Source organism: Actinoplanes sp. NBRC 103695 (assembly GCF_030269485.1).
Classification (GTDB): Bacteria; Actinomycetota; Actinomycetes; order Mycobacteriales; family Micromonosporaceae; genus Actinoplanes.
On sequence record NZ_BSTL01000007.1, the window covers coordinates 75,745 to 100,569 of the forward strand.

Annotated in this window: 30 protein-coding genes, 1 tRNA gene and 2 pseudogenes; 21 read left to right on the forward strand and 12 right to left on the reverse strand. The window is 69.7% G+C overall.

From position 1 onward, the window contains the following. Positions 1-337: 337 nt before the first annotated feature. The 4 genes from QSK31_RS13630 to QSK31_RS13645 all read left to right on the forward strand — a co-directional run bounded on the left by QSK31_RS13630 (position 338) and on the right by QSK31_RS13645 (position 2,850). Positions 338-967, forward strand: a complete 630-nt coding sequence (locus QSK31_RS13630; protein ID WP_285684021.1) for a TrmH family RNA methyltransferase — start codon at positions 338-340, stop codon at positions 965-967. An 82-nt stretch (positions 968-1,049) separates the two neighbouring features. Continuing rightward, on the forward strand, positions 1,050-1,715 hold the full coding sequence (locus QSK31_RS13635) for a DUF6758 family protein (protein ID WP_352244418.1): 666 nt from the start codon (positions 1,050-1,052) through the stop codon (positions 1,713-1,715). 127 nt (positions 1,716-1,842) lie between these two features. Then, on the forward strand, positions 1,843-2,001 hold the full coding sequence (locus QSK31_RS13640) for a hypothetical protein (RefSeq protein WP_189078560.1): 159 nt from the start codon (positions 1,843-1,845) through the stop codon (positions 1,999-2,001). A 9-nt stretch (positions 2,002-2,010) separates the two neighbouring features. Further along, positions 2,011-2,850 carry a PH domain-containing protein gene (locus tag QSK31_RS13645; protein ID WP_285684023.1) on the forward strand — a complete coding sequence of 280 codons (840 nt, stop codon included), beginning with the start codon at positions 2,011-2,013 and terminating at the stop codon, positions 2,848-2,850. 163 nt (positions 2,851-3,013) lie between these two features. Here the strand turns inward: QSK31_RS13645 and QSK31_RS13650 are convergent, their stop codons facing one another. From QSK31_RS13650 to QSK31_RS13660, 3 genes are read right to left on the reverse strand one after another with little or no spacing between them, the layout of a single operon-like run. Continuing rightward, the gene (locus tag QSK31_RS13650; protein WP_285684025.1) at positions 3,014-4,069 is read right to left on the reverse strand and encodes a LuxR C-terminal-related transcriptional regulator; all 1,056 of its coding nucleotides are present in this window, start codon (positions 4,067-4,069) and stop codon (positions 3,014-3,016) included. 7 nt (positions 4,070-4,076) lie between these two features. Next, positions 4,077-4,367: a hypothetical protein gene (locus QSK31_RS13655; protein ID WP_285684028.1), complete on the reverse strand. Its 291-nt coding sequence runs from the start codon at positions 4,365-4,367 to the stop codon at positions 4,077-4,079. After that, positions 4,367-4,600: a helix-turn-helix domain-containing protein gene (locus QSK31_RS13660; RefSeq protein WP_285684030.1), complete on the reverse strand. Its 234-nt coding sequence runs from the start codon at positions 4,598-4,600 to the stop codon at positions 4,367-4,369. Before QSK31_RS13660 ends, QSK31_RS13655 begins: the two co-directional genes overlap by 1 nt. Before the next feature lie 298 nt (positions 4,601-4,898). On the opposite strand from QSK31_RS13660, the gene QSK31_RS13665 reads away from it, so the two are divergent. The 3 genes from QSK31_RS13665 (at position 4,899) to QSK31_RS13675 (ending at position 7,260) form a co-directional block, all read left to right on the forward strand. After that, positions 4,899-5,753 carry a PHP domain-containing protein gene (locus QSK31_RS13665; protein ID WP_285684032.1) on the forward strand — a complete coding sequence of 285 codons (855 nt, stop codon included), beginning with the start codon at positions 4,899-4,901 and terminating at the stop codon, positions 5,751-5,753. Positions 5,754-5,757: 4 nt separating this feature from the next. After that, positions 5,758-6,375: a MarC family protein gene (locus QSK31_RS13670; protein WP_285684034.1), complete on the forward strand. Its 618-nt coding sequence runs from the start codon at positions 5,758-5,760 to the stop codon at positions 6,373-6,375. A 69-nt stretch (positions 6,376-6,444) separates the two neighbouring features. Further along, positions 6,445-7,260, forward strand: a complete 816-nt coding sequence (locus QSK31_RS13675) for a RecB family exonuclease (protein WP_285684464.1) — start codon at positions 6,445-6,447, stop codon at positions 7,258-7,260. A gap of 322 nt (positions 7,261-7,582) precedes the next feature. Here QSK31_RS13675 and QSK31_RS13680 read toward each other — a convergent pair whose 3' ends face one another. The 4 genes from QSK31_RS13680 to QSK31_RS13695 form a co-directional block, all read right to left on the reverse strand. Further along, entirely contained in the window at positions 7,583-8,797 is a 1,215-nt protein-coding gene (locus QSK31_RS13680) for an exonuclease domain-containing protein (protein WP_285684036.1), read from the reverse strand. 13 nt (positions 8,798-8,810) lie between these two features. After that, positions 8,811-9,506 carry a DUF6218 family protein gene (locus tag QSK31_RS13685; RefSeq protein ID WP_285684037.1) on the reverse strand — a complete coding sequence of 232 codons (696 nt, stop codon included), beginning with the start codon at positions 9,504-9,506 and terminating at the stop codon, positions 8,811-8,813. A 348-nt stretch (positions 9,507-9,854) separates the two neighbouring features. Further along, the gene (locus QSK31_RS13690) at positions 9,855-10,709 is read right to left on the reverse strand and encodes an oxygenase MpaB family protein (RefSeq protein ID WP_285684038.1); all 855 of its coding nucleotides are present in this window, start codon (positions 10,707-10,709) and stop codon (positions 9,855-9,857) included. Between the two features lie 29 nt (positions 10,710-10,738). Next, positions 10,739-11,161, reverse strand: a complete 423-nt coding sequence (locus QSK31_RS13695; RefSeq protein WP_285684040.1) for a Fur family transcriptional regulator — start codon at positions 11,159-11,161, stop codon at positions 10,739-10,741. Between the two features lie 180 nt (positions 11,162-11,341). Between QSK31_RS13695 and QSK31_RS13700 the strand changes: the two genes are divergently transcribed. Beyond that, complete coding sequence (locus QSK31_RS13700; protein ID WP_285684042.1) at positions 11,342-11,815, forward strand: DUF2231 domain-containing protein; 474 nt, start codon at positions 11,342-11,344, stop codon at positions 11,813-11,815. A gap of 139 nt (positions 11,816-11,954) precedes the next feature. On the opposite strand, the gene QSK31_RS13705 is transcribed toward QSK31_RS13700, so the two are convergent. Further along, positions 11,955-12,272 carry a translation initiation factor 2 gene (locus QSK31_RS13705; protein WP_285684043.1) on the reverse strand — a complete coding sequence of 106 codons (318 nt, stop codon included), beginning with the start codon at positions 12,270-12,272 and terminating at the stop codon, positions 11,955-11,957. A 63-nt stretch (positions 12,273-12,335) separates the two neighbouring features. Here QSK31_RS13705 and QSK31_RS13710 point away from each other — a divergent pair, with 63 nt between their 5' ends. After that, a complete protein-coding gene (locus tag QSK31_RS13710) occupies positions 12,336-12,515 on the forward strand; it encodes a hypothetical protein (protein WP_285684044.1) in 180 nt (59 codons plus the stop codon). On the opposite strand, the gene QSK31_RS13715 is transcribed toward QSK31_RS13710, so the two are convergent. Both QSK31_RS13715 and QSK31_RS13720 read right to left on the reverse strand, forming a co-directional pair. Next, the gene (locus QSK31_RS13715) at positions 12,512-12,838 is read right to left on the reverse strand and encodes an FmdB family zinc ribbon protein (RefSeq protein WP_285684045.1); all 327 of its coding nucleotides are present in this window, start codon (positions 12,836-12,838) and stop codon (positions 12,512-12,514) included. The genes QSK31_RS13710 and QSK31_RS13715 overlap by 4 nt on opposite strands. 65 nt (positions 12,839-12,903) lie before the next feature. Then, positions 12,904-13,509: a 5-formyltetrahydrofolate cyclo-ligase gene (locus QSK31_RS13720; protein WP_285684046.1), complete on the reverse strand. Its 606-nt coding sequence runs from the start codon at positions 13,507-13,509 to the stop codon at positions 12,904-12,906. 39 nt (positions 13,510-13,548) lie between these two features. On the opposite strand from QSK31_RS13720, the gene QSK31_RS13725 reads away from it, so the two are divergent. The 8 genes and pseudogenes from QSK31_RS13725 to QSK31_RS13760 form a co-directional block, all read left to right on the forward strand. Further along, a complete protein-coding gene (locus tag QSK31_RS13725; protein ID WP_502872950.1) occupies positions 13,549-15,585 on the forward strand; it encodes a diguanylate cyclase in 2,037 nt (678 codons plus the stop codon). 51 nt (positions 15,586-15,636) lie between these two features. Beyond that, the gene (locus tag QSK31_RS13730) at positions 15,637-16,542 is read left to right on the forward strand and encodes a UTP--glucose-1-phosphate uridylyltransferase (RefSeq protein ID WP_285684048.1); all 906 of its coding nucleotides are present in this window, start codon (positions 15,637-15,639) and stop codon (positions 16,540-16,542) included. Continuing rightward, positions 16,539-17,849, forward strand: a complete 1,311-nt coding sequence (locus QSK31_RS13735) for a molybdopterin molybdotransferase MoeA (RefSeq protein ID WP_285684049.1) — start codon at positions 16,539-16,541, stop codon at positions 17,847-17,849. The genes QSK31_RS13730 and QSK31_RS13735 overlap by 4 nt, the downstream gene beginning before the upstream one ends. Further along, positions 17,850-18,488 (forward strand): GNAT family N-acetyltransferase, encoded by a 639-nt coding sequence (locus tag QSK31_RS13740; protein WP_285684050.1) that lies wholly within the window; start codon positions 17,850-17,852, stop codon positions 18,486-18,488. A 105-nt stretch (positions 18,489-18,593) separates the two neighbouring features. Further along, a complete protein-coding gene (gene sepX / locus QSK31_RS13745; RefSeq protein ID WP_285684051.1) occupies positions 18,594-19,316 on the forward strand; it encodes a divisome protein SepX/GlpR in 723 nt (240 codons plus the stop codon). 75 nt (positions 19,317-19,391) lie between these two features. Then, a tRNA-Ala gene (locus tag QSK31_RS13750) sits at positions 19,392-19,465 on the forward strand. A gap of 292 nt (positions 19,466-19,757) precedes the next feature. Next, on the forward strand, positions 19,758-20,447 hold the full coding sequence (locus tag QSK31_RS13755; RefSeq protein ID WP_285684053.1) for a tyrosine-type recombinase/integrase: 690 nt from the start codon (positions 19,758-19,760) through the stop codon (positions 20,445-20,447). 70 nt (positions 20,448-20,517) lie between these two features. After that, positions 20,518-20,727, forward strand: a pseudogene (locus QSK31_RS13760) (IS5/IS1182 family transposase); the annotation flags it as partial. A gap of 32 nt (positions 20,728-20,759) precedes the next feature. Here QSK31_RS13760 and QSK31_RS13765 read toward each other — a convergent pair. Further along, positions 20,760-20,981, reverse strand: a complete 222-nt coding sequence (locus QSK31_RS13765; protein WP_285684055.1) for a recombinase family protein — start codon at positions 20,979-20,981, stop codon at positions 20,760-20,762. Positions 20,982-21,126: 145 nt separating this feature from the next. Between QSK31_RS13765 and QSK31_RS13770 the strand changes: the two genes are divergently transcribed. Further along, entirely contained in the window at positions 21,127-22,536 is a 1,410-nt protein-coding gene (locus QSK31_RS13770; protein WP_285684057.1) for an FAD-dependent oxidoreductase, read from the forward strand. Positions 22,537-22,751: 215 nt separating this feature from the next. Here QSK31_RS13770 and QSK31_RS13775 read toward each other — a convergent pair whose 3' ends face one another. Then, positions 22,752-23,279, reverse strand: coding sequence for an MFS transporter (locus QSK31_RS13775; RefSeq protein WP_285684488.1), 528 nt, complete (start codon positions 23,277-23,279; stop codon positions 22,752-22,754). On the opposite strand from QSK31_RS13775, the pseudogene QSK31_RS13780 reads away from it, so the two are divergent. From QSK31_RS13780 to QSK31_RS13790, 3 genes and pseudogenes are all read left to right on the forward strand, one after another. Continuing rightward, positions 23,178-23,399 (forward strand): annotated as a pseudogene (locus tag QSK31_RS13780) (ArsR/SmtB family transcription factor); the annotation flags it as partial. The gene QSK31_RS13775 and the pseudogene QSK31_RS13780 sit on opposite strands and share 102 nt — an antisense overlap. A gap of 88 nt (positions 23,400-23,487) precedes the next feature. After that, entirely contained in the window at positions 23,488-24,171 is a 684-nt protein-coding gene (locus QSK31_RS13785; RefSeq protein ID WP_285684059.1) for an arsenate reductase/protein-tyrosine-phosphatase family protein, read from the forward strand. Next, a complete protein-coding gene (locus QSK31_RS13790) occupies positions 24,168-24,824 on the forward strand; it encodes an arsenate reductase ArsC (RefSeq protein ID WP_352244420.1) in 657 nt (218 codons plus the stop codon). Before QSK31_RS13785 ends, QSK31_RS13790 begins: the two co-directional genes overlap by 4 nt. Position 24,825 lies beyond the last annotated feature (1 nt).

Genomic DNA, 24,825 nt, shown 5'->3' on the forward strand with positions numbered 1-24,825 from the left:
GCCGACACGTGTGCTACGGCACCTTTAGAAGGATCGCCGCCACCCTGAAGTTATGACGGAATGTGATGGAACCGCTTCCGGCACGTGGCCGGCTACCTGGCAGTTTGCGACCGGGCGGGATAGCTGTCAGATACACGCTGTCGCAGATCGTGGCCGGTAGCGTGAATGTTGAATTCAATTGGAAACAAAGTTAAATGTGACTTGGGTCACTTTGTAAAACTCTTCACATCGATACGCAGGGTGAGGCAGACTGTAAGTCCAACAGAGCGTGGGCGGCGGGTGCCGGGGAGGGCCCCGCCGCTCATTGCGTCCGGGGTCGGTTTTAGCCTGATCGTTTATGACGGATGAGGCCCCCGAGGTTGGCGTTGGCCCTTGGCTCGGTGAGCGGCCCACCGGTGAACACTTCGATCCTGAGCTTCTCGAGCACGGTGACCGGCGCAATGTCGTCGATCGTTACCGATATTGGACGCGCGAAGCGGTGATCGCGGATCTCGACACCCGCCGGCACGATTTCCACGTCGCGATCGAGAACTGGCAGCACGATTTCAACATCGGCACGGTCGTGCGCAACGCGAACGCCTTCCTCGCTCGCGAGGTCCATATCGTCGGCCTGCGCCGCTGGAACCGCCGCGGCGCCATGGTCACCGACCGCTACCAGCACGTGCGGCACCATCCGGCTATCGAGGACTTCGTGGCCTGGGCCGAGGCGGAACGGCTCCCGATCATCGGCATCGACAACCTGCCGGGGTCGCGCCCGCTCGAGACGGTCACCCTCCCGAGGCGCTGCGCGCTGCTCTTCGGCCAGGAGGGCCCCGGCCTTTCCGGGCCGGCCCGGGCCGCGTGCGCCCAGCTCTTCTCGATCGCCCAGTACGGCTCGACACGCTCGATCAACGCCGGTGTGGCCAGCGGGATAGCCATGCACGCCTGGATCGCGGCGCATGCCGGGCCACCCCCGCGGAATGAGTGAAAGCCCGTGAGCCCGGGTGGGTTCCGCCGATCCGCTTGACGGGGGAGCGGCCGGGCTCCACGGTTAGGGGGTGGGTGTCACGGTGAGTTGCCCCCGATGTGCTGCAGAGGTCCGGCCGCCGGACCTGATGCACAGCGAGTGGCGTTGTGACAGCTGCGGCGACGTCCCTCCGTTCCATGTGGCCAAGCACATCGGCACGGAGATCGTGGAAAGCGTCCTGCGACAACCCCGGCCCACCGTCGACCACATGCCACTCTGGTGCCCCTGGCCGCTACCTCCGGGCTGGATGGTCACCGGTGTCGGCTGGGCCGGCGACGACCGCTCGGGCGTACGAGCGACGGCGCTCGCCTGCAGCGGTCCCGACCCGCTCGGCGGCGGACCCGCCGATGTCGTGCTCATCGCCGAGCAGCCCGGTGTCGGACTGGGTACCCGCTTCGGCGGGATCCCGGGGATCGATCCCGGTTACCTGATCGCGGAGTGTCTCAGCGACATGAGTGGACATGGTGGTCCACACGCGAAGATCAAGGCCGGCGGGCATCGCATCCCGCTCTGGTCGGTGAAAAGCCCCGAGGATAGATCGGCGTACGTGTCCGAGGCGAAGGGCATGTGGCTCTATGCGGTAGCGTGGCCCGCGAGCGCGGGCTACTTCCTGGCCGAGCATGTCGTGCTGCACGACCTGTCCGACGGGATCCCGCCCGAGCTCGTGTATGGAGCGCCGTCCCCGTACCTGATCGGTTCTGGTGCCTGATCGGTTCCTAGTGGACCTTTGAGGCCAATGGATCTTTCTGGGACAACGTTCACACACAGCAGCGTTGCTGATACCGTCAGTACATCGCGGGATGAGCCGTCACCCGCCACGGAGGAGAAGGCCCGCCATGATCAAGAAGGTTCTCACCTGGCTTGGCATTGCTTTCCTTATCTTCTTCATCGCATTCAACCCGAACTCGGCAGCACAAGTGTTCTCGTCGCTCGGTAGCACGATCGGCGATATCGCGCAGGGTTTCGGAACGTTCTTCACGAACCTCGTCGCATAACATCGCCCTATGGGTCCTGGCGAGCCGCGCGAACCACGTGACGAGGGCGCGCGCCGCCCTCAGGAGGACGACGAGACGTTCGGGTACAACGACCCGGCGTTCGACGACCCCGAGTACTCCCGCCGTGCCGGCTACGCCGACGGTCCCGGCTTCAATCCCGACGCGGGCTATTCACCCAGTGCCGGGTACGCGATGGACGACGACACCACCGAGTACCAGCGTCCTCAGTTCACCGAGGAGGAGCTCGAGGGCCTCGGTGGTGGCGGCGGCGGTGTCCCGGGTGGATCCCGGCGGGTGCTCCCGCTCGAGGACGAACCGACCACTCTGGTCTCCCGGTACCTGTTCCCGACCGAGCGCTACCGCGGCGAGTGGAAACGACACTGGATCCACCTCTCCGGGCCGCTGGGCATCGGCGCCGGCGCCACCGTCCTGCTCGGATACCTGGCCGGCTTCCTGACCAAGCAGAACATCGACGGGCTGGTGACCGCCGCGGTGCTGATCTGGCTCGCGGTGATCGGCTGGGTGGCCTGGAAGGTGTTCGACTGGTACTTCGACAGGTTCATCCTGACCAACAAGCGGGTCATGGTCGTCAACGGGATCATCACCCGCAAGGTCGCGATGATGCCGCTGCTGCGGGTCACCGACATGAAGTACGAGCAGAGCGCGCTCGGCCGGATGCTCAACTACGGCACGTTCGTGCTCGAGTCGGCGGGCCAGGACCAGGCGCTCCGCGAGGTCAAGCACCTGCCGAACCCGAACGAGCTCTACCTGCGCGTCGTCGAGGAGATGTACGAGCCGCAGGCGGTTGAGGCGCGACTCGGCAAGGACGCCGAAGGTGACGACGCCTGAGTAAGGTCAAGATCAAGTTTCAGATCAAGATCAGGTCGTAGCTGGGTGGGTGTTGCTGACCGCTGCTCACGCCGAGGGTCGCTTCGCTCCACGTGCGTGAGTGCCTGCGCTCCAAAAGCTGCTAAAGCAGCTCCAAAAGCTGCTAAAGCAGCTCCAAAAGCTGCTAAAGCAGCGAGGGCGGGACGGACACGTCCATCGCGCCCAGCGCCAACCCGAGCTGGAACCGGTTGTCCACGCCGACCCGGTCCATCAGCGCCCGCAGCGCGTTGGTCACCGAGCGCGCGCTGATCCTGAGCTCCCGCGCCGCGGTCACGTCGGTGTGTCCGAGCGCCAGCAGGTCGACCAGGTCCTGCTCGCGCTCGGACAGCAGGATCATGGGTACGCCGGCGACCTCGGGATCGACCGCCGAGCTCCAGCGTGACTCGAAGAGCCGGACCAGCGTCCCGACCACGGCCGGGTGCGTGATCTCGAAGTAGCCACGTTCGAGATCGGTGGGATCGGCCGGGACGAACGCCGTCGTCCGATCGGAGACGAACAGCTTCAGGGGTGTGTCCGGCGTCTCGCGGAACGCGTACCCGGGAAGTCTGTGCTCCTGCTCCACCGACACCGCGTCGCCGTCGCGGGGCGGCTGCCCGAGCACCCGCCGGGGGATGTCGTGGCGGAACTGGCTGGGGTCCAGAGGCGACACCCGGCTGACATCCGCGTGGTCGGACTCGTCGGTGTTGATGACCAGCCGCTCGTGGCGTTCGGCGTCGAAGGCCAGCGCCATCCGCTCGCGGGCCAGCGCACGGACCGGGTGGTAGCGGATCTGCTCACCGATCGGCCCGGCCAGCGCCGGGTCGAGGGGGAGCCCGGCGCCGGACAGCTGCCGGTTGATCACGTGGAAGACGGCCTGATGGCGCCGGAACAGCTGCGCCGAGTCCGACGGGCGCATCCGGCGCATCCGCAGCCGGTGCACGACCTGGTCGGGCGGCCGGCTCACCCAGGACAACGCGCGTCCGGCGCCGGCCACCGGCGTCGCGGCGCCGCACTCGTGCAGTTCGGCCAGGGCGCTCTCCACCCGCGCCCGGGCCAGCCCCAGCTCACCGGCGAGCTCGCCGGTGAGCCGGGCGCCGAAGGTCGCCAGAGTCCGGAACACCAGGTCGGCGTCGCTGGACAGCCCCCACCTCGCCAGTGACGGGATGGCGGCGCCCAGCGGCACGGTTGCCGTGATCGTCATGGCCGGGTCAATCGCGGCTCGGCTGACCGCAGTTCACGCAGTCCCGTGGGCCTTGACCGTCGCCGCCCTTTTGCGGGGCGTCGGCCTCCGGGGGGCGGGACGAGGTGGTCGGCTGCGGAATGGGCGACGGCGTGGACGCCGGGGCGGTGGCGGCCGGCGGGGTGGGCGGCTCGGCGCCCCCGCTGCCGGGTGTCACGTTCGGACCCGCGAAGCTCGGTAAGGCGGCGGCGGTGGCGAGACCGATCGCCGCCACGGCGACCAGCAACGGCACGAGCGGCTTCGGGACTCGGCGGGCCATCAGACGTCCTTCTCGGTTGTCGGGGACGGTACGTGTGCCTTGCGCAGGAACCCCAGCGCGAGACCGAGCTGGAACCGGTTCTCCACGCCGAGGCGGTCCATCAGGCTACGAAGGATATTCGTAACCGACCGAGGGCTGATCCTCAGCTGCTCCGCCGCGCTCACATCCGTGTGTCCCTCGGCGAGCAGCGCGATCAACTCGCGCTCGCGTCCGGTCAGGGTGATCTTCGGCACGTCGGAGCTCCAACAGTGAACAGGTGGCGGTGCCGCGAATGCAACCACAATCGGGTGACAACGTCGATGGACGCTCGACCGGGTTGCGGTATCCCGCACCTGCGCGTTTCCGTATCCCGCAAATCCGCGACCCGGTCACCGGCGGACATTGACCACCCGCGGCGGGGTCAGCAATCTAGGCGGGCGGCCGGTTCCGACATGAGAACGGGGGATGTCGGAGCCGGCTGCCTCTGGGCCTGCCCCGGGGGCCCGCCTCGCTTCGGCCGGTCCCCGGGGGCAGACGCTGTAACGTCTCCGGGTGACCAGAATCGACCTGCACTGCCACTCGACCGCCAGCGACGGGACCCTGACACCTGCCGACCTGGTCCGGGCGGGCGCCGCGGCCGGTTTGAACGTGATGGCCATCACCGATCACGACACCACCGGTGGTTGGGCCGAGGCGGCCGAGGCGCGGCCCGAGGGTCTTTCTCTGGTACGCGGGGCGGAACTGTCCTGCCGCTGGCGAGGCGGCAAGCGCTGGCCGATCGCGCTGCACCTGCTCGCCTACCTGTTCGACCCGGACGAGCCGCGGCTGGCCGCCGACCTGTCTCGGCTGCGCGACGACCGGGAGCAGCGCGCCGAGCAGATCGTCGACCTGCTCCGGGCGGACGGCGTGCCGATCTCCTGGCCCGAGGTGCACGAGTACGCGGCGGGCGGCTCGGTGGGCCGGCCGCACATCGCTCAGGCCCTGATCAGGGCGGGTCTGGTGGCCACCACGACGGAGGCCTTCCAGTCCGGATGGCTGGGCGGTCGTTACTTCGTACCCAAGTCTGATCTTGATGTCTTTGAAGGGGTGCGGGCGGTGCGTGCCGCGGGTGGGGTGCCCGTCTTCGCGCATCCGCGGGCGACCAAGCGCGGGCCGGTGGTGCCGGACAGCCTGGTGGAGGAGCTGGCCGAGGCCGGGCTGTTCGGGCTGGAGGCGGACCACGAGGACCATTCGCCGGCCGAGCGTGCCGAGATGCGCGCGCTCGCCGAGCGGCTCGGGCTGGTGGTGACCGGTTCGTCCGACTTCCACGGCACCCACAAGACGGTCCGGCTGGGTGCGTTCGTGACCTCTCCCGAGGCGTACGAGAAGATCGTCGCCGCCGCGACCGGCGTGTCTGTGCTGGGGTGACCGAGTGAATCTGAAGCTGCTGGGCGAGGTCTTCGTCACCCTGCTGGTCATCGTCGACCCGCCGGGCATGGTGCCGGTGTTCCTCGCGCTCACCGGGGCGCTGCCCGTCAAACAGCGGATCAGGGCCGGAACCCAGGCGGTGCTGCTGGCGCTCGGCGTCATCGTGGTCTTCGCGGTGGCCGGGCAGACGCTGCTCGACTACCTGCACGTCCAGCTCCCCGCGCTGCAGGGCGCCGGTGGCCTGCTGCTCGTGCTGGTCGCGTTGCAACTGCTCACCGGCAAGACGGACGAGCCCGAGGACCAGGCCGGCACCTCCAACGTGGCGCTCGTCCCGCTCGGCACGCCGCTGCTGGCCGGCCCCGGCGCGATCGTCGCCACCATGCTGTTCGTCCGGCGTGCCGACGGCTTCGCGGACTACCTGGTGATCGCGCTCGGCATCGTCGCCGTGATGGCCACGGTCTGGCTGGTCCTGCGGTTCTCCGGGGTGATCGTGCGGCTGCTGCGCCCCGGCGGCATCGAGGTGCTCACCCGCATCGCCGGCCTGCTGCTGGCGGCCATCGCGGTGCAGCTGATCGCGGACGCGGTCGCGGCGTTCGTGAAGCTCTACACGACCGGCGGCTGACTTTCTGTCACACCCGGCTGGCAGGATTGGTTCGTGCCCGTCGTTTCAGAGCAGCTTGGTTTTGCCGGCATGCCCGAGCGTCTCTTCGTCTGCACCCCCAGCAAGCTGGGGGCTTTCGAGGACTGCCCCCGGCGCTACCGCTATTCCTATGTCGACCGGCCCACCCCGCCCAAGGGCCCGCCCTGGGCGCACAACTCGCTGGGCGCGAGCGTGCACACGGCGCTGAAGAACTGGTATGCGGTGCCCGTCGACCGGCGCGGTCCGGGTGCGTTGCCCGCTCTTCTCAAGGGCACTTGGGTACGCGAGGGTTACCGCGACGTCGACCAGGAGCGGGTGGTCTACCGCCGTGCCCTGGGCTGGCTGGAGACCTATGTGTCCGGCCTGGACCCCGACGACGAGCCGCTCGGCGTCGAGCGGGTGGTGGCGACCAAGACCGCGGTGATCGCCTTCAACGGCCGCGCCGACCGCATCGACGGCCGCCGCGGCCCCGACGGCCCCGAGGCGGTGATCGTCGACTACAAGACCGGCCGCTCCGGCCTCGACGCCGACGACGCGCGCGGCTCCCGAGCACTGGCCCTGTACGCATATGCGGCAGAGCGCGTCTTCCGCCGCCCGTGCCGCCGCGTCGAGCTGCACCACCTGCCGACCGGCACGGTCGCCGCCCACGACCACACGCCTGAGTCCCTGTCCCGCCACCTGTCCCGCGCCGAGGACACCGCCCGCGACATCGTGGCCGCGGAAAAGGCCGTGGCCGCGGGCGCCGACCCCGACGAGCAGTTCCCGACCCGCCCCGGCACCCTCTGCTCGTGGTGCGACTTCCGCCGGTCCTGCCCGGTGGGCGCCACCGCCGCCGAGAAACAGCCCTGGACGGCCGTCGACTCGTGACCACCTACGGCTCGTGACCACCTACGGCTCGTGACCACCTACGGCTCGTGACCACCTACGGCTCGTGACCACCTGCGGCTGCGTGCAGAGAACCTGTCCGAGCCCGAGTAACAGCCGGTGATCTCGCTCTACGCCGCGGCGATCACCCTGACCTCACCGCTGCTGCGACAGGGCACAGCCGGCTCTTTGATCGCAGCCCTGGACGCCCGCGGCGGCCTCCTGCTCTCGGCCGCGCTGACGGCGGTTCTCGCCCCTGCAGTGAAATGGTGGATCATCCCCCGGCCGCCTCGTTGACTTCTCTGGGGCGACCGCGACGGCGCTGTTACTGCGATAACGTGCCCAGCATTCGTCGGAACGCGGTCGGGTGAACGATCGGAATGTGATATTCGCGAGCCTTCTTCGCCTTGCCGGATGCTGAGTCCGGATCCGCGGCGACCAGCAGCCGGGTCCTCTTCGTGACTCCGCCGCCGACGCGTAGGCCGGCGGCGACCGCCTTGGCCTGCCAATCCTCTCGGGAAGGATTCATGGAGCCGGTGAACACCACGAGATCGCCTTGTTGAAGACGCCAAGAATCACGATTGGCGCGGTCGGCATTGATGCGTGCGGCTGATTCGAGCGCGCCCCTGACCGACGTCTTGGCGAGGCCCAGGAGTTCCGCAACCATCTCCAGGTCGGATCGCTCAGCCTTGGTGACTATCCCGTCCGACAAGGCGATCGCCGAAAGGTTTGCGAGGTATTGCTCGTGTATTGCCGCCACGTCGACCCGTGCGAGACCGAACTCGTTGGCGACCGCGATGAGGCCGTCGGCCTCCGTGGCGGAGATGTGACGGTCAAGAAGCGCTTGGTCGAGCAATTCCAGGTAGGCATCTGCCCGAGGTTCGTTCAGTCGGGGAAGCCGGTCGACCAATTGGCTCAGGAAGTGTGGCCGACGGTGCCCCGCAGCTGCACGTTGCACCGGAACGGCTGACGACGCAGGAACAGCTGGCCAAGGCAACCTGCTTGCTCGATCGAGTACATCCGGCCACGGCGGTGGACTGCCGGCCGCACGGAGATAGCACGCGAGTAGATCCGCTGCGGCCCTCGCATCGTGAAGGGCTGAGTGCGCCTGGTGCGGTGGAAGCCCGGCCACCCGGAGGCAATCCTGGAGGCTACGACCTGCCGACGACAGGAAGTGAGCCGCCAGCCTCATGGTGCAGAGTCCACCCTGGGCTTCCACAGGCGCGATGATGCCGAGCCGTTTGAACTCGGCGACCAGGAACATGGCGTCGAAGGACAGATTGTGCGCAACCAGGACCTTCCCGCGAAGTAGCTCGACGACCTGACCGGCGAGCTGTTCGAAACTCGGCGCCCGGCGCGCCTCTGCTGCCGAGATTCCATGAATGTGTTGCGGACCGAGGTCCCGGTCGGGGTTGACCAGGCTGCACCACTCACCTTGCCGGCGGCCCAGTTCGTCGAGGTGGACGACGGCGACTTCGATGACCCTGTCCTGCCAGCTTGTCCGCAGGCCCGTCGTTTCGAGATCGATGACCGAGTACATCGCAGATGACCTCCTATGCGGCCGATCGGTTCGTAGCCGCACGGAGTCGTCCGAGCCAGCGGGGAGGCAGGGCCCGGGGCTCTCCGAACGAACGAAGGTACGAACGACTAAACCGGGCCTGTTCGGTGTCGTGCCAAAGACGGACAGCACGCTTGAGCGAGACCGCGATACCTAAGGCGTCTGCGGCGACCGGCGACCCACTGCCGCCGTACCGGGGTGTCAGAGCCCGTTGTGCGCTCGCGAGATCTCCAGGCATGTCCTGACCCCAGGACAGCGGGACGATCTTCGACTTCGTTGTGGTCCGATAGGCGTTCACCGCGGCGGCGTATCGCTCGCGATGCTCGGTGATCTCCTCGAGCAGATCTGGAATCACCACTATCGACCCGGCAAGGTCTCGGACGACGCGGGGTGACAGGTACAAGGCCAGTCGGTCCACGACAGCAGCCGGGCCGTCGCTGTCCCAGCCGACGAGGCAGCGTCCGCACTGGTTAGCGACGACCTTCTGCAGGTCCCCCTTCTGCTGGTCGAGGTCGGTGAAATTGATTACCCAGGCGCCGCCGGAGTCTCCCGTTGGTCCCAGTTGCCAAACAGCAACCGATTTTCGGCCGTGCTGATCCGCGCCAATGGCAAGAACGCAGTGTCCGCGGGCACCCGGCACGTAGTCGACGTGCATGCTCGGCGTGTTATCGGCTTCAAAAGTCGAGGTCATGCGCGTCCTCATTTCCCAGCCGCATCACAATGACCAAACGCTATCGACCGAGCGCGGCAGGCAACTCCACTCGTCGGTGTGTACATAGGACAGTTTGGTCAGGGGCAGCGGGCCGAACTGGCGACATCAAAGGAGTGACCGTTTGTGCCCAGCAGGCGATCATCTTGCGGATGAGCCGTACGTCCTGATGGCGGATCGACCGAACGGTCCAGGTAGGTGCGGGCTGAGGAAGGAATTGGCTGGCGCCTCATTTATAGGGCTTGGGCAGGGAGGGGCCACGGCTCGGAGGGTTTGCGGTCCACCTCATAAATGACAGCCGGAGAGGGAGCGGTCAGGCAGGGGAGATGGTCAGGCGAGGCCGGCGCGTTCGAGGGCGGCTCGGCGCATCGGCGGGATGCGGTACTCGGTCGGCAGGGTCGCCAGGAAGCCCTGCAGGAGCAGGCGCATGCCGCGGGCCGAGAGGCTGGCGGTGACGTCCGTCGTGGACCAGCCCAGCCCGCCGTAGATCTTGCGGGCCCACGGCGGCAGCAGGGCGATCGCGGTGGAGGCGACGCCCAGGTAACCCCAGCGGGCCGGGCCCAGGGTGAGGGCCAGGCGGAAGGCCTGACCGCCCCAGTCGGAGGGGATCGGCGGGACGGTCAGGAACGCCGCGGTCTCGGCGCCCTCCTTGGTCAGGCCGAGCCCGGGCCGTACGGACTCGTAGTAGGCGTCCACCTCGGTCGCGGTGCCGGGGACCGAGCCGGGGTCGAGGCCGATCATCTCGGCCGCCCGGCGCTGCTCGGTGTAGTACTGGTCGACCTCGTCGTCGGTCAGGCTGAGGCCGGCGCGGCGGGCCGTCGTCACGAACGACTCGACCTCGGTCACATGGACCCAGCGGAGCAGGTCGGGCTCGTCGATCCGGAAGACCTCGCCGGTACGCGGGTCGGTGGCCCGCATCCGCGAGTGCACGCGGCGGATTCGGCCGGCGGCCGCCTCCACCTCGGCGGTGGTGCCGTAGAGGACCGTGCCCACGTACTCGGAGGTGCGGTTGAAACGGCCCCACGGGTCGGTGCGGTAGGCGGAGTTCTGGGCGACGCCGGCGACCGCGCGCGGGTGCAGCGCCTGCAGGTAGAGGCTGCGCAGCCCGCCGAGCGTCACGATCGGCTCGCTGTGCACCTTCCACGTCACCGAGTGGGGGCCGAACAGGCCGAAGTCAGAGTCCACCCCTCCAGCGTGCCACAAGTTGAACTCGTTCAGCTTTCTCGGCGGGAGGCGCACGCGGGGCAGAGGCCCCAGAAGGTCACCTCGGCCTCGTCGATCTGGAAGCCGTTCCGGGACGACGGCTCGAGGCAGGGCTTCTCGCCGGCCGCGCAGTCGACGTCCTCGATCACGCCGCAGCCCCGGCAGACGATGTGGTGGTGGTTGTCGCCGACCCGGGCCTCGTAGAGCGCGGGACTGCCGGCCGGTTCGATGCGGCGGGCCAGCCCGGCCCGGGACAGGGCGCCGAGCACGTCGTACACCGCCTGGGTGGAGACCGAGTCGAGCCGCGTACGCACCTGCTGGGTGATGTCGTCGACCTCGAGGTGACCGCCCTCGGTCAGCACATCGAGCACCGCCAGACGCTGGCGGGTGATCCGCAGGCCACGAGAGCGCAACATTTCGGCACCGGTCGACACCACACCATGACAGCACGCGCCGCCCGCCACCTCAACCTCGCGTACGGTGGGCCAAGATCCTTGAAGATTTGACTGTTTCGGTGAACCGGATCGTCCGGTCGGTGGTACGCGCGACCGAGGGGTGTCGGTGACCGTTCCATCAGCCATGCCGGCACCCCCGCCGGAACCGAGGAGGCGTCCGTGTTCGATCAGATCAACGGCCTGCCCGTGCACGCGCTAATCGTGCACGCGGTGGTCATCTTCGTCCCCCTGCTGGCCGTCGGCGCGATCGTGTACGCGCTGGTCGCCCGCCTACGAACAAAGATCGGCTGGGCCGTCGGGCTGCTCGCGATCGTGGCGCCGATCTCCGCGCTGGTCGCCATGCTCTCCGGCAACAAGCTGCACCAACGCCTGCTGGACCAGGGGCTCAAGGGCAAGGGTGCGGAGATCCTCGCCGACCACCAGGGCTTCGGCGTGCTGACCTTCTGGTTCTCTCTGGGGCTGGGCGTGGTCACGCTGGTCATGCTCGCGATGACGCTGCGCAGGTCGGCGTCGCTGCCCAAGGGCGCCGACATCGGGCTGGCGGTGGTGATGGTGGCGCTGGCCGCCGTGACCGCTTACTACTGCTTCCGTACCGGCGACTCGGGCGCCACCGCGGTCTGGGGTGAGTACTGACGCGTGCGTGACGGTCCCGGCCCTGTCGGGCCGGGGCCACACCGTGCGTCGACGGTTTGCGGGGAACGAACGTTCGTTCTCCCGACTGCTTAGCAGCCGCGGGGCCAAGGTGCGTGAGCAGTCGGCCGGGCCGTGACGGTCAGAAGACCAGGCGGCCGCAGACCAGGCACATCAGGATCAGGGCGATCGCGCCGGCGACCAGGCCGATGCCGAAGGTCACCGTGCGGGCCGACCCCTCCGCCTCATCGAGCGCGTCGAGGTTCTGGGCAGGCATGTCCCGGGGCGGCGGCGGGTGCGCCACCGTGGGCGGACGCCAGTGCGGGGAGGGTGGTTCGGTGCGCGGCGGACCGGTGTACGCGGGCCGTGACGGCGCCGCGGGGGTCTCCGGCCGGGCCGCATCGTAGGCGGCGTCGGGCCGGCGCCAATACTCGTCGTCGCCACCGGTGGGGGTGCTCACGTTCACCGACGGTACAGCGGGCGGGGGACGACGACGGACCCGACGCGGCTTACCCTGGATGCCGTGGACATTCTGGACCAGCCGGAGCGCGACGCCGACGGTGAGCGGGTCGTCGACTTCGAGCCCGAGGAAGCGCCGTTGCTCCCGGAGCAGACCCGTGACGACACCGAGCGTGGGTGGGGCGAGACCTCGGCGTCGAATGACGAACGCCTCTACGAGGACCGCCCCCCGCACTGGGGCTAGGACGTAGTAGAAGTCGAGCTGGTCGTCGTCGTCGCGGCCGGCTTGCTCTCCGACTTCGTGCCGCTGGACGAGTCCGAGGACGACGACTTGGTCTCCGCGGACGGCGAGGCCTTGGTCTCCGAGGGCGACTCGGCAGTGGTCGTGCTCTTGCGGGAGTCGTTGCGGTAGAAACCGGACCCCTTGAAGACCACGCCCACCGAGTTGAACACCTTGCGCAGGCGGCCCTGGCAGGTCGGGCACACGGTCAGCGGCTCGTCGGAGAACGACTGCACCACCTCGAGCTGCTCGCCACACTCGGTGCAGGAGTACTGATAGGTCGGCACTGGTCCTCCGGGAGGTTCGGGCTGGCACTCTAGTTCTGCGAGTGCCAATGCTGCGTCATCGGAGTTTATTTCGTCCACCCGAGGGTCTCGATGAGCCCTCCCGAGGGTGTGACGACTGCCCGTACCCGCTGGTCGTGAGGCTCGCCTGGGACGGTGTCGAGCAACTCGCCGTCGTGCAGCAGGGCGACCGTGCGGGCCTGCGGGGCGCGGGCGAGCACCCGGTCGTAGGAGCCGCCGCCCCGGCCCATCCGGACGCCGTCGCGGGACACCGCCAGCGCCGGCACGATGATCAGCGGCACCTCGGCGATCACCTCCGGACCCTGGCGCGGTCCGCCTGGTTCGAGCAGACCCCGGCGGGTACGCATCTTCATGCCGTCGTATTCGGCCCAGTCCAGGTCGCCGTCCGGGAGCAGAACCGGCAACAGGACCCTGCACACCTCGGCCAGCCGGTCGGGCAGGTCACCGCCTCCGGGCTCGCGGCCGACCGGCGCGTACGCCGCACAAACAGTCGGTTGCTGCGCGCGTACCCATGTGATGGTCGTGGCCTGGACCGATGCATCCGCGGAGTGGCGGACGGCCTCGGGCAACGATCTGCGGGCAGTGATCATCTGATCGCGCAGCGCAACCTTCGCGGCTCTTACTCGTTCCGCGTCAAGGGCGAAATCGGACATGCAACACCCCCTTTCGAAAACCGGCAAACGGTGCACACCATGTCAGCATCGCCACAAAGGGACCATTCGTTGGGAGCGCACGTGACGCTACGTGGTCGACTCACTACCGCATTTTTGGCGGTGGTCCTCGGCCCTGTGCTGCTCGGGGCGCTGTTCGTCGGCGTGACCGTGGCCACCGTCAACAGCGATCGTGCCGACGAGCGGCTCGATCATGCCGCGACCACCGTACGCACCGCCATCGGCGCGGTCTGCCGTCAGCTCCAGGCCACCGCCGACGCCGTCGCCGTACTGTCCGCCGGTGATCGTGCCGCGGCCGCCCGTCAGCTGGTCGCACGAGGCCTGGCCAGCGAGATCACCGGGCAGACCGACCCGGGCTGGCGGGACTGCTCCGACCCGTCCGGCGGCGTGGACGCGATCTCCGCCGGCAGTACCGCGGCAGACGGAACCCGCGTGGTCGCCGCGCTCCGGCTGGACGCCGGCTTCGTCGACCGGCTGGCCGCCTCCAGCGGCGCCGACGTGCTGCTGCTCGCCCACGACGGGGCCGACGCGACGGCCGTGCGGAGCGCCCAGGCGCTGGGACCGCGCGGCGCCTCGACCGGCACGGTCCGCCGCCTGCCCACCGGGCCCGGGCAGCCACTCCCGCTCGCGGTCACCGTCACCGAGGACGACCCGCGCGGCCTGTACGCCCTGATGACCATGGGCGTGCTCGCGGTCGCCGCCGGGGCGGTGCTGGTCGCCCGCTGGCTGGCCCGGTCCACCACCCGCCCGCTGGCCGAGCTGGCCCGCGCCGCCGACCGGGTGGCCGGTGGCGAGCTGAACACCCGGGTGCCGCTCACCCGTGACGACGAGCTCGGGCGGCTGGCCGGCGCCTTCAACCGGATGACCCGGGAGCTCCAGGCGTACGTGCAGGCCCTGACCGCCAGCCGGGATCAGCTCCGCGGCCACCTGGCGATCCTCGGCGACACCCTGTCCAGCACCCACGACCTGCACCGGATACTGCAGGTGATCCTGCAGACCGCCCTGTCCGCGACCGGCGCGCGGGCCGGCCTCGTGCTGCTCATCGACCCCAAGGACGGCCGGCTGGTGGCCCGCTGCGCGGAGGGGCTGACCGGCCGGTGGGACGTCCCCGAGCAGGAGCTGCCGCGGCTGCGGGTACCGCTCGGCCAGGGCGTTCTGGGTGCGGTGGCGGCCACCGGCGAACCGCGGCGCGGGGCCTGCGGGCCGGACGGCGGAACCGTCGACGAACCGGCCTGTCTCACGTACGTCGCGGTCCCGATCTGCCCACCGGCGAACCCGGACGAATCGGATCTCCCGCCCGCCCCGCTCGGCGTGCTCGCCCTCTACGACCGGCTCGGCTCGGACGAGTTCGACGACGACGACCTGTTCACCCTGCGTACCTTCGCCGGGCAGGCCGGGGTGGCCGTGCACAACGTGCGGGTGCACGAGGAGGCGCAGCGGCTGTCGCTCACCGACCCGCTCACCGGGCTGTGGAACTACCGGTGCCTGCGGGACTCGCTGCGCCGGGAGATCGAGCGGGCGAACCGGTTCGGGCGGATGCTCACCGTGCTGGTCCTCGACCTCGACCACTTCAAGGACGTCAACGACACCTACGGGCACGCGGCCGGCGACGCGGTGCTCGGTGAATTCGCCCGCCGGCTGCGGGTCGGGCTGCGCGAGGTGGATGCGGCGTTCCGGCAGGGGGGCGAGGAGTTCGTGGTGCTGCTGCCGGAGACCGATGCGTACGGCGGAGCCATCGTCGCCGAGCGCCTGGGCGCGGCGATCCGCGACATACCGGTACCGATCGACGGCCGGCGGGTGGACGCGGCCACCGGCCGGATGGTCGACCGCATCCCGATCAGCGTGTCCATCGGCGTCGCCGTCTACCCGGAGCACGGCGCCGGGGCGCAACAGGTGCTTGACGCGGCGGACGATGCTCTCTATGCGGCCAAGCACGCCGGACGTGACACGTATCGCTTGGCCGAAGTGGTTTCCCAGCCCGTACCGGATGGGAACCTGGGGCAAGCAGGCACCCCTCTCGGCGGGCCGCAGCCTCCGCGGCAGAGCCGCGGCCGATAGTCTCGCGGCATATCCGGGCACGATCCGAACGAAGGTGCGGTGACCCCTCTGATGACGACGAACGCCTCCGGTGCACGCCGGGCGGTCAAGGCCGTGATCCCCGCGGCCGGCCTCGCCACCCGGTTCCTGCCGGCCACCAAGGCCGTGCCCAAGGAGCTGCTGCCGGTGGTGGACCGGCCGGTCCTGCAGTACATCGTCGAGGAGGCGGCCGCGGCCGGCATCACCGACGTCCTGCTGGTCACCGGGCGGGGAAAGACGTCGATGGTCGACCACTTCGACCGGCGCCCCGACGTGGAGGCGCGCCTGGAGGAGAAGGGTGACCTCGAGCGCCTCGCCGAGGTCCGGCGCACCAGCGAGCTCGCCAACATCTACACGTGCCGGCAGGGCGAGCCGCTCGGGCTCGGCCACGCGGTCGGCGTCGCCGCCTCGCACATCGGCGGCGAACCGTTCGCCGTGCTGCTCGGCGACGAGTTCTGCGACGTGGACGAGCCGCTGCTCCCGTCGATGCTCGACCTGCAGGCGCAGACCGGCGGCATCGTGCTCGCCTTCGTCGAGGTCGACCCGTCGGAGACCTCCCGCTACGGCATCGCCTCGATCGAGACCACCGACACCGAGGACGTCGTCAAGGTGACCGGCCTGGTGGAGAAGCCGTCGCCGGCCGAGGCGCCCAGCAACCTGGCCGTGCTCGGCCGCTACGTGCTGCCCGCCACGATCTTCGACGCGATCGCCGACACCAAGCCGGGCAGCGGCGGCGAGATCCAGCTCACCGACGCGATGGCCGCGCTGCTCGCCGACGGCACCCCGGTGCACGGCATCGTCTACCGCGGCCACCGGTACGACACCGGCATGCCGCTGGGCTACCTGCAGGCCGTCGTGCAGCTCGCGGTCAAGCGTCCCGACCTCGGTGAGGAGTTCCGCCGCTGGCTGGGCGAATTCGTCGGGGGCGGGAAGGGATGACCGCCACGGCCGACGCCGAGGCGGCCGCCAACGAGCTGAAGCCTCTCGCGGAATACCTGGGCAGCGTGCTGCGCAGGCTCCGCGCGCTGCCCCCGCTCGACCTCGACCTCACCCAGGCGCACGGCAACGTGCTCTCCGGTGATGTGCTCGCCCCGCACCCGTTCCCGGCCTTCGACCAGGCCGCCATCGACGGCTACGCGGCGCGCTGGGAGGACCTCGCGTCGGCCGGCCGCATAGGGTCACACCCGTCCTTCGGACGGTTCGAGGGCGGACCCCGCCCGGTGCGGCTCAATGTGGTCGGCGACCTCGGCGCGGCGAGCTGGCGACCGGTACGCCTGACGCCCGGCACCTGCTTCTCGGTGGCGGCCGGCTCGCCCCTGCCGATCGGCGCCGACGTCGTGGTGCCGGTGCACTGGACGGACCAGGGCATGGCCGCCGTGGAGATCCTGCACGCGCCCAAGCGCGGCTCCGGCGTCCGGCGGGCCGGCGACGAGGTGCAGGTCGGTCAGTCGCTCGCCGCCGCCGGGTCGTACGTCACGCCGGCCATGGTCGCCGTGTTCGCCGCCGCCGGCATCGGGCACGTGGTGGTCCGGCCCAGCCCGCGGGTCGTCGTGGTGGCCACCGGTGACGAACTCGTCGACGTCGGCCGGCCCAGCCAGCCCGGTCAGGTGGTGGACGCCAACTCGCACGCGCTCACCGCGGCCGCGGTGGAGGCCGGCGCGCTCGCGTACCGGATCGGCATCTGCGACGACGACCCGGAGGGGCTCCGCGGCCTGCTGGAGGACCAGACCCTGCGCGCCGACCTGATCATCACCACCGGCGGCACCGGCACCGGGCCCGGCGACATGCTGCGCCGGGTGCTGTCCCGGCGGGACAACGGCCGTGGTGTCGTCGAGTTCACCGACGTGGCGCTCTCACCCGGCACCGCCCTCGGGTTCGGCACCGTCGGCGGCGAGGAGGTGCCGGTGGTCTGCCTGCCCGGCGAGCCCGGCGCCGCCCTGATCGGCTTCGAGGTGCTCGCCCGGCCGGTCATCCAGCTCCTCGCCGGCGCCGAGCCGGTGTTCCGTCCCAGCGTGAAGGCGCATCTGCTGGAAACGGTGTCGTCGCCCGGCGGACTGCGGGAGTTCCGGCCCGCGCACGTCGCCGAGCGGCGCGGCGGCGGCTATACGGTGCAACCTCTCGCCGGTGGGCCGTACACTCTGTCCGGCCTCGCTGAAGCGAACGGGCTGCTGGTCCTCGGCGAGCGGGTCACCTCGGCCGCCGCCGGGTCGACCGTCGATGTGTTGTTGCTCGACCGGAGGCGATAGATGCTGGGTTCCGCGCCCGGATGGCCTGCCGTCCTGGCGGACGGAGCCGTGACCCTGCGCCCGTACCGCCGCGGCGACGCCCGCGCGTGGTCCGAGGTGCGCATCGCCAACCAGAAATGGCTGGCTCCCTGGGAGTCCTCGCCGCCCGGGCCGTGGGTCGAGATGAACTCCCCGCGCGCCTACATGTACGTCTACCGGGACATGCGGCGGGCCGCCCGCCGGGCCGAGAGCATGCCGTTCGCGGTCTGGTACCGCGACGACGACGGTGACCGGCTGGTCGGGCACCTCAACCTCGGCAACATCGTGCGGCGGGCGTTCAGCTCCGCGTACGCCGGGTACTGGGTGGACTCCCGGGTGGCCGGCCGCGGCGTCATCCCCACCGCGCTGGCCCTGGCGGTCGACCACGCGTTCAGCTCCGGCGGACTGCACCGCATCGAGGTCAACATCCGCCCGGAGAACGTCCCGAGCCGCCGCGTCGTGGAGAAACTCGGCTTCCGCGAGGAGGCCTACCACCCGCGCTACATGCACATCGACGGGCAATGGCGAGACCACCTCGGGTACGCCATGACGAGCGAAGAGGTCGCCGGTGAGGGTGGCCTGCTGGCCCGCTGGCGCAGGCTCCGTACCACGACAAAATGATCAACTCACTGTGACGCGCCCGGCGCGCCGCCGTTATTTCCGCTGGTCCCGGCCTTAATCTCAAAATGATTGAGATTTCACGAAGGTTGACGGGAGGGGTGGAGGGTGCCGACCTCGGTGCTCCTCGCCGTCCTCGCCGCGGCCGGTCTGCTCGCCCTCGCACCGGCACTCGTGCGCCGGTACGACGCCACCGAGCGGCTCGCCGCGGAGCGGGCGCTGTCGACGGCACGGGTGCTCTCCCGTGACCGGCGGCGCCGCAGCGTGCCCGGACGCCGTCCGGTCGCCCTCCCGCGGCAGGTCACGGTCACCATCCCGGCGACGCCGACCCGCCCCCTCAAGCTGGTCACGAAGCGCCCGCCGCGGGTCGTCCCGCCGCGCCGGCACACCCCCGCGGTGGTCCGCCGCCGCCGGGTCTTCGCGGCTCTGCTCCTGCTCAACGTGATCGAGCTGGTCGGCGTCATGGCCGTCGGCCCGGGCTTCTGGATCGGCTGCGCGGTGACCGGCTCGCTGCTCGGCTGGTACCTGATCCACCTGCGCAACCTCGCCCTCGCCGACCGCAGGCGCCGCCGCGTCGAGGCCCGCGAGGCGGCGTGGCTGGCCGCCCGGCAGGCCGAGGTACGCCGCGAGCAGGCCCGCCGAGCCGCGGCCCGGCGCGAGGGTCAGCGGCGGCTGGCCGCCCAGAAGGAGGCGGTCCGCCGCACCGCCATGGGCCTGGACGGCACCGCCGACCTGCCGGCGGTCGCCAGCGGCGGTTCGGTGTCCTACCGGCCGGCGCGCGGCCTCCGAGGCCGCCCCTACGAGGCCGGCGGCCGCTCCTTCACGGCGTGACCCGCCGGGTAGGGGTATCCCATTCGCGACCCCTTCGGCCGACCTGTTAGCCTTGCTGAGGCTCTTCGGGGCCAAGGGGCTGTGGCGCAGTCTGGTAGCGCACCTCGTTCGCATCGAGGGGGTCTGGGGTTCAAATCCCCACAGCTCCACAAATCTAAGGTCCTGACCAGCTAGAACGCCGGTCAGGGCCTTACGTTTATCTATGTGATTTTGAATCACCCCCCGAAACCCCCCACAAACGCCTGCGGCGACGACGTTCGGCGGCGTGGACCTGTCCGCGCTGCGGGGTAGTCGGGCGTTCGGCTGCGCGGGGGCTACGCGGCCCGGGACGGCCGGGGATCGCCGCGTTCGGGGTCGGTCGTTGTCGGGCTGGCGCCGAGCCAGCCAGCCCTCCCGTTGGTGTCCGCCTACCACGTGTTCGAGCAGACCTGGAGCCCACCGATGCCGTTTCTGTTCCAGCGACGCTTCGGCACCGAAGACCGGCCAATGACCCGCAGCTACATCCGAGAGTGCCTCGTCGCCATGTCAGACACCGCCCATATCATCGCCGCCGGCCAGCCTCTGCAATGGCGACCGCACGACTTCAGAAGAATCTCTATCACCGACGCCATCCGATCCGGCCTGCCCCCGCACATCGCCGCCAAGGTTTGCGGTCACACCACGGTCGACACCACGATGGGGTACGCCGCGATCTACCCCGAAGACGTGATCGCCCACCACCGTGCCTTCATCGCCCGCCGCCGCGCCGAGCGGCCCAGCGAGGAATACCGCGACCTCACCGCCACCGAATGGGACCATTTCCTCGCCCAATTCGAACTACGGAAGGTCGCGCCCGGGACCTGCGGCCGCAATCATGGAACGCCTTGCCAGCATGAAAACGCCTGCGTCAGATGCCCACTACTCCGAGTAGACCCGGCACAACTGCCACGGCTGAAGGAGATCCACGCCAACCTCGCTGACCGGCTCGCTGAAGCCAAAGAGCAGGGCTGGACGGGCGAGGTCGCCGCTATCGAGACCACGATGGCTGCCGCGGCCCAGAAGCTCGAAGCCATGCGCACCGCACGCGACACGCCCGTCCTGCTCGGTATACCCGACCTTCGATCCTCGGCCGGACGATCAAGCGGCGTGTGAGTACGCGGCGGAAAGCGAGGCGACTGCCTGGCTTCAGGACCGAGCCGGGCAGTGGTCCACCTTGACTAGAAGGTACCGCAAGCCCCGCGACGGCAGTGAACTGCCGGCATGGAAGCAGGACTACAACACCGGGCACCGCAAAATCCGCGCCCGCGTCGAGCACGCCCTGGCCCGGCTGAAGACCTACAAGATCCTGCGCGACTACCGCCGCGCCGGCCACACCCTCGCGGTCACCGCGTCCGGAATTGCTCATTTACACAACATCGCCCTGGCCGGCTGACCCCCGAGACGGAGAGTGGTCGGTGGTGTCGATCAGGATCGGATCGCTGAGGGTTTGATCCCGACGCCACGTTCACGCAGGTCTTGCACGACGTTGAGGCACTCGCGCAGGTTCCGTCCGAGCCGGTCGAGGTTGGTCGCGACGATCGTGTCCCCGGATTGGGTGTAATGAAGCAGCTCGGCGAAGCCAGCCCGGTCGATGGTGGCGCCGGTCTTCTTGTCGGCGTAGATCCGCTCGGCGGGACTGCCGTGCATGGCGATCGGCGTGGGCGTGGCTGTTCCTGTTCTCCGGCAGCTGGATGCTGCATGAGATGATCACGTAGACCGAGCAGCTGTTCGAGAAGATCCCGGCGCTGTTGCGGGCGTCGGCCGGGATGAGATCTGGCCACAGGAGGAATAAATGGCATCGTCGAAGGCCCGGACCTTCGCACGCATCGGATCGACGGAACCACCCACCGGCGCGCCGCGAAAGCTGGACACGGCGATCGTGCTCGGGGGAAGCGTCGCCGGCCTGATGGCGGCCCGCGTGCTGGCCGACCATGCCCGGACCGTGGTGGTCGTCGAGCGCGACGACCTCACCCAGGGCGGCTCGGTGCGGCGTGGCGTACCGCAGGGCAGTCAGGTGCACGCTCTGCTGCCCGGCGGCAACCGGCAGATGGAGCGGTGGTTTCCGGGCTTCACCACGGAGGCGGTGGCGGCCGGCGCCGTGCGGTCGACCGCCGAACAGCGCGACGCCTACATCGACGGTGTCCGCAAGGTCCGCGGGTCCGAGGTGGACATGCTCACCGCCACCCGGCCGTTATTCGAGGACCAGCTCCGCCGGCGGCTGCTGGCTCTGCCTAACGTCAAGACCATCACCGGGCGTGCCACCGGTCTGGACTTCAGTGACTCGTCGGTCACCGCCGTGCGGTACGAGTCGGACGGTATGCCGGGGGTCCAGCCGGCCAGTTTCGTCGTGGACGCGATGGGTCGATCGAGCCGGTTGAGCGACTGGCTGGAGGCGGGCGGCTGGGACCGGCCGCCGATGACCCGTCAGATCACTGGCATCAACTACGCGACTGCCCTCTTCCGCCGCCCGCCCGGCGAACCGGACCGGATCGCGGCCATCGCGCTGTGCAGCCCGGAGGTCGGCGGCGACCTAGCCGGGGTGACCTTCTCCGCGGTGGAGGACGACCGCTGGATTGTGATGATGGGCGGCTACGGTGACTGCCGGCCCGGCCACGACGCCGAGGACATGATCCGTCGCTGCCGTCACGACTTCCCCGCCGAGTTCGGCCAGGTCGCCGGGAACGACCTGGTCCGCGACGTCGTCACCTACCGGCAGGCGGACAGCCGCCGCCGCGACTTCGCCGCCACCAATCGTTTCCCGGCGCGGCTGGTCGCGGTGGGCGACGCCGTGGCCTCGTTCAACCCGATCTACGGCCAGGGTATGTCGTCGGCCGCGTTGCATTCCTCGTGCCTGGACCTGTTCCTGCGTTCGGAGCACGCCCTGGACGCCCCGGCCCGGCACTTCTTCGACCTGCAGCAGGTGGTTGTCGACGCCGCCTGGGGCATCTCCACCGGCGGCGACCTGGGCCGGCCCTCGGTCGACGCGCCGCGGCCCCGGGGCTATCGGGTCACCAGCTGGCTCACCGGGCAGATCGTCGGCGCCACGATAACCGACCCGTGGGTGGGACGGCTCTTCGACGACGTCACCCACATGGTTCGGCACCCCGACGAGCTCGCCGCTCCGGCCGTCCTGGGCCGCGCGCTGGCCGCCCGCTTTAGCCGGCGTCCTGCACCCACGGCCCCGCTGGCCACCACCGCATAGGATCGACGCCGGCACCTCGGCGCCGGAGTCGTTTCGTTCCGCGTGTCAGCGCAGGCTGCGGAAGCCTGGGTCCGGCAGGTGCCCGAGACGACCGCCGCCGGCAGTTGCTTCGCCGGTGCCCTCGATGGCCATGCCGACCGGTGCCGCCTTGTCGGTGCCGGACACGATCAGCTAATTAGCTTTGTGTTCTCACCGTTGCGCAGGTTTGTGCCTGGTCATGGCTTCGTGGCCTTCTCGACTCCTGGCTTCCGGGCGTGAGCGCCGACGGACGCGACTGCTGCTGCGGCTAATGCGCAGGAGGCGGCTACCGCAGTGAATGCGGGGGCGTAACTGCGGGTGGTGGTGTGCAGGGCGGCTGCGGCGAGCGGTGCTGCGGCTTTGGCAAGCGTCATGGGTACGACGAGGATTCCGGCGAGGGTGGCGTAGCGGCGGGTGTCGTAGCGTTCGGCGAGTAGGACGGGTTTGGCGATGGTGGCGACGCCGAAGCCGATGACGGCGCCGATCGCGCCGCCAGTGCTCGCACCGACGACAGGCAGCAGCAGCGCGGCGACGGCCTGGACGCTGAAAACAGCGGCGGTGACGGTGGTGGTGCGGTACCGGCGTTGCAGTCCGGTGGTGAGTAGACGCCCGGCAACGGATAGTTGCAGTTGATGTCGATGATCGCCTCGGCGGATGGCGGGGAGATCTGCGTGTGCGACCTGACGCCCGCGTTCGAGTTGTCCGGGCCGACCATCTCGCACCACCTGCGCACGCTGCGCGAGGCCGGTCTGGTCAGCGCCGAACGTCGCGGGAGCTGGGTCTACTACAGGGCCGACCCACTCGTGTTGCGCCTGCTCGGCACGCCCGTCGCCGTCGCTGGCTGAGTAGAGGCCGCACCGCGCACATGACCATCAGGTGAACAACCCAGCGTCCTCTTGCCCTCACCAGGCTTACTCAGTGACCATTGAGTCAATGAACACTGAGCAGAAATCACTGAGGGAACGGGCGCGGATCCACGCCGCACTCGGCGACCCGGCACGTCTCGCGATCGTGGACGCGCTGAGCCTCGGCGACGCCTCACCAGGAGAGATCGCCCTGGACCTTGAGATGCCGACGAACCTAGTCGCGCACCACGTCAAGGTCCTGGCCGACGCCGGGCTGCTGGAACGCACCCGCTCGGAGGCCGATAAGCGCCGCACCTACCTGCGGCTACGCCCGGAAACCCTCGCCCTGCTCACCCCGCCCCGGCTGCCCGACACGGCCCGGGTGGTGTTCGTCTGCACGCACAACTCGGCCCGCTCGCAGCTAGCCGCAGCGCTGTGGACCGACCGTACCCACCGGCCCGCCGCCTCGGCCGGGACGCATCCGGCGCAGCGGGTGCACCCCCGCGCCGTCACGGTCGCCCAACGCCACGGCCTGCACCTGGAGGCGACGGGGACCGCGCACATCAGCGATGTGGTCACCGACGACGACCTGATCATCGCGGTCTGCGACAGCGCCCACGAAGACCTCACCGCCTCGGTGCGGCCACGGCTGCACTGGTCAGTGCCCGACCCGGTGCGCACCGACACCGACGCGGCGTTCGAGACCGCCTTTACCGATCTGGCCGGGCGCATTGAGCGCCTCGCGCCCACTCTCATCGGAGACCCGTCATGACCGACACCACCGTGTACTGGCGTCCTGATCTCTCCATCGACCAAACCCTGGCGCTGAAGACCGCGGCGACGCGCCTTGCCGCCGAGTTCGACGGCACCTACGGCCCCGAGACCATCGAACGGTTCCTGCACACCAGCTACGACCAGTTCGCCACCATCGGCAGCATCCCGAACTTCCTGCCGCTTCTCGCCGAACGCTTCGTCCGCCAGCGGTTGCAGGCCCTCGCCCGCGTCGAAGGCCACCAGCGCGACGGCAAACCGGTCGTGTTGTTCCTGTGCACCCACAACGCCGGCCGCTCGCAGATGGCACTCGGCTTCTTCAACCACCTCGCCGGTGACCGCGCGGTCGCCTGGTCCGGTGGCTCCGAGCCCGGCACCGAGGTCAACGCCGCTGCCATCGCGGCCATGCGCGAACGCGACATCGACATCTCCGGCGAGTACCCCAAGCCCTGGACCGATGAAGTCGTCCGCGCCGCCGACGTTGTGATCACCATGGGCTGCGGCGACGCCTGCCCCGTGTTCCCCGGCACCCGGTATGAGAACTGGGACCTCGAAGACCCTGCCGGCCTGGACGTTGCCGACGTGCGGCCGATCCGCGACGAGCTCGAACGCCGCGTCCGGCAACTTCTCGACGACCTGCACGTCCCCGCCTGAG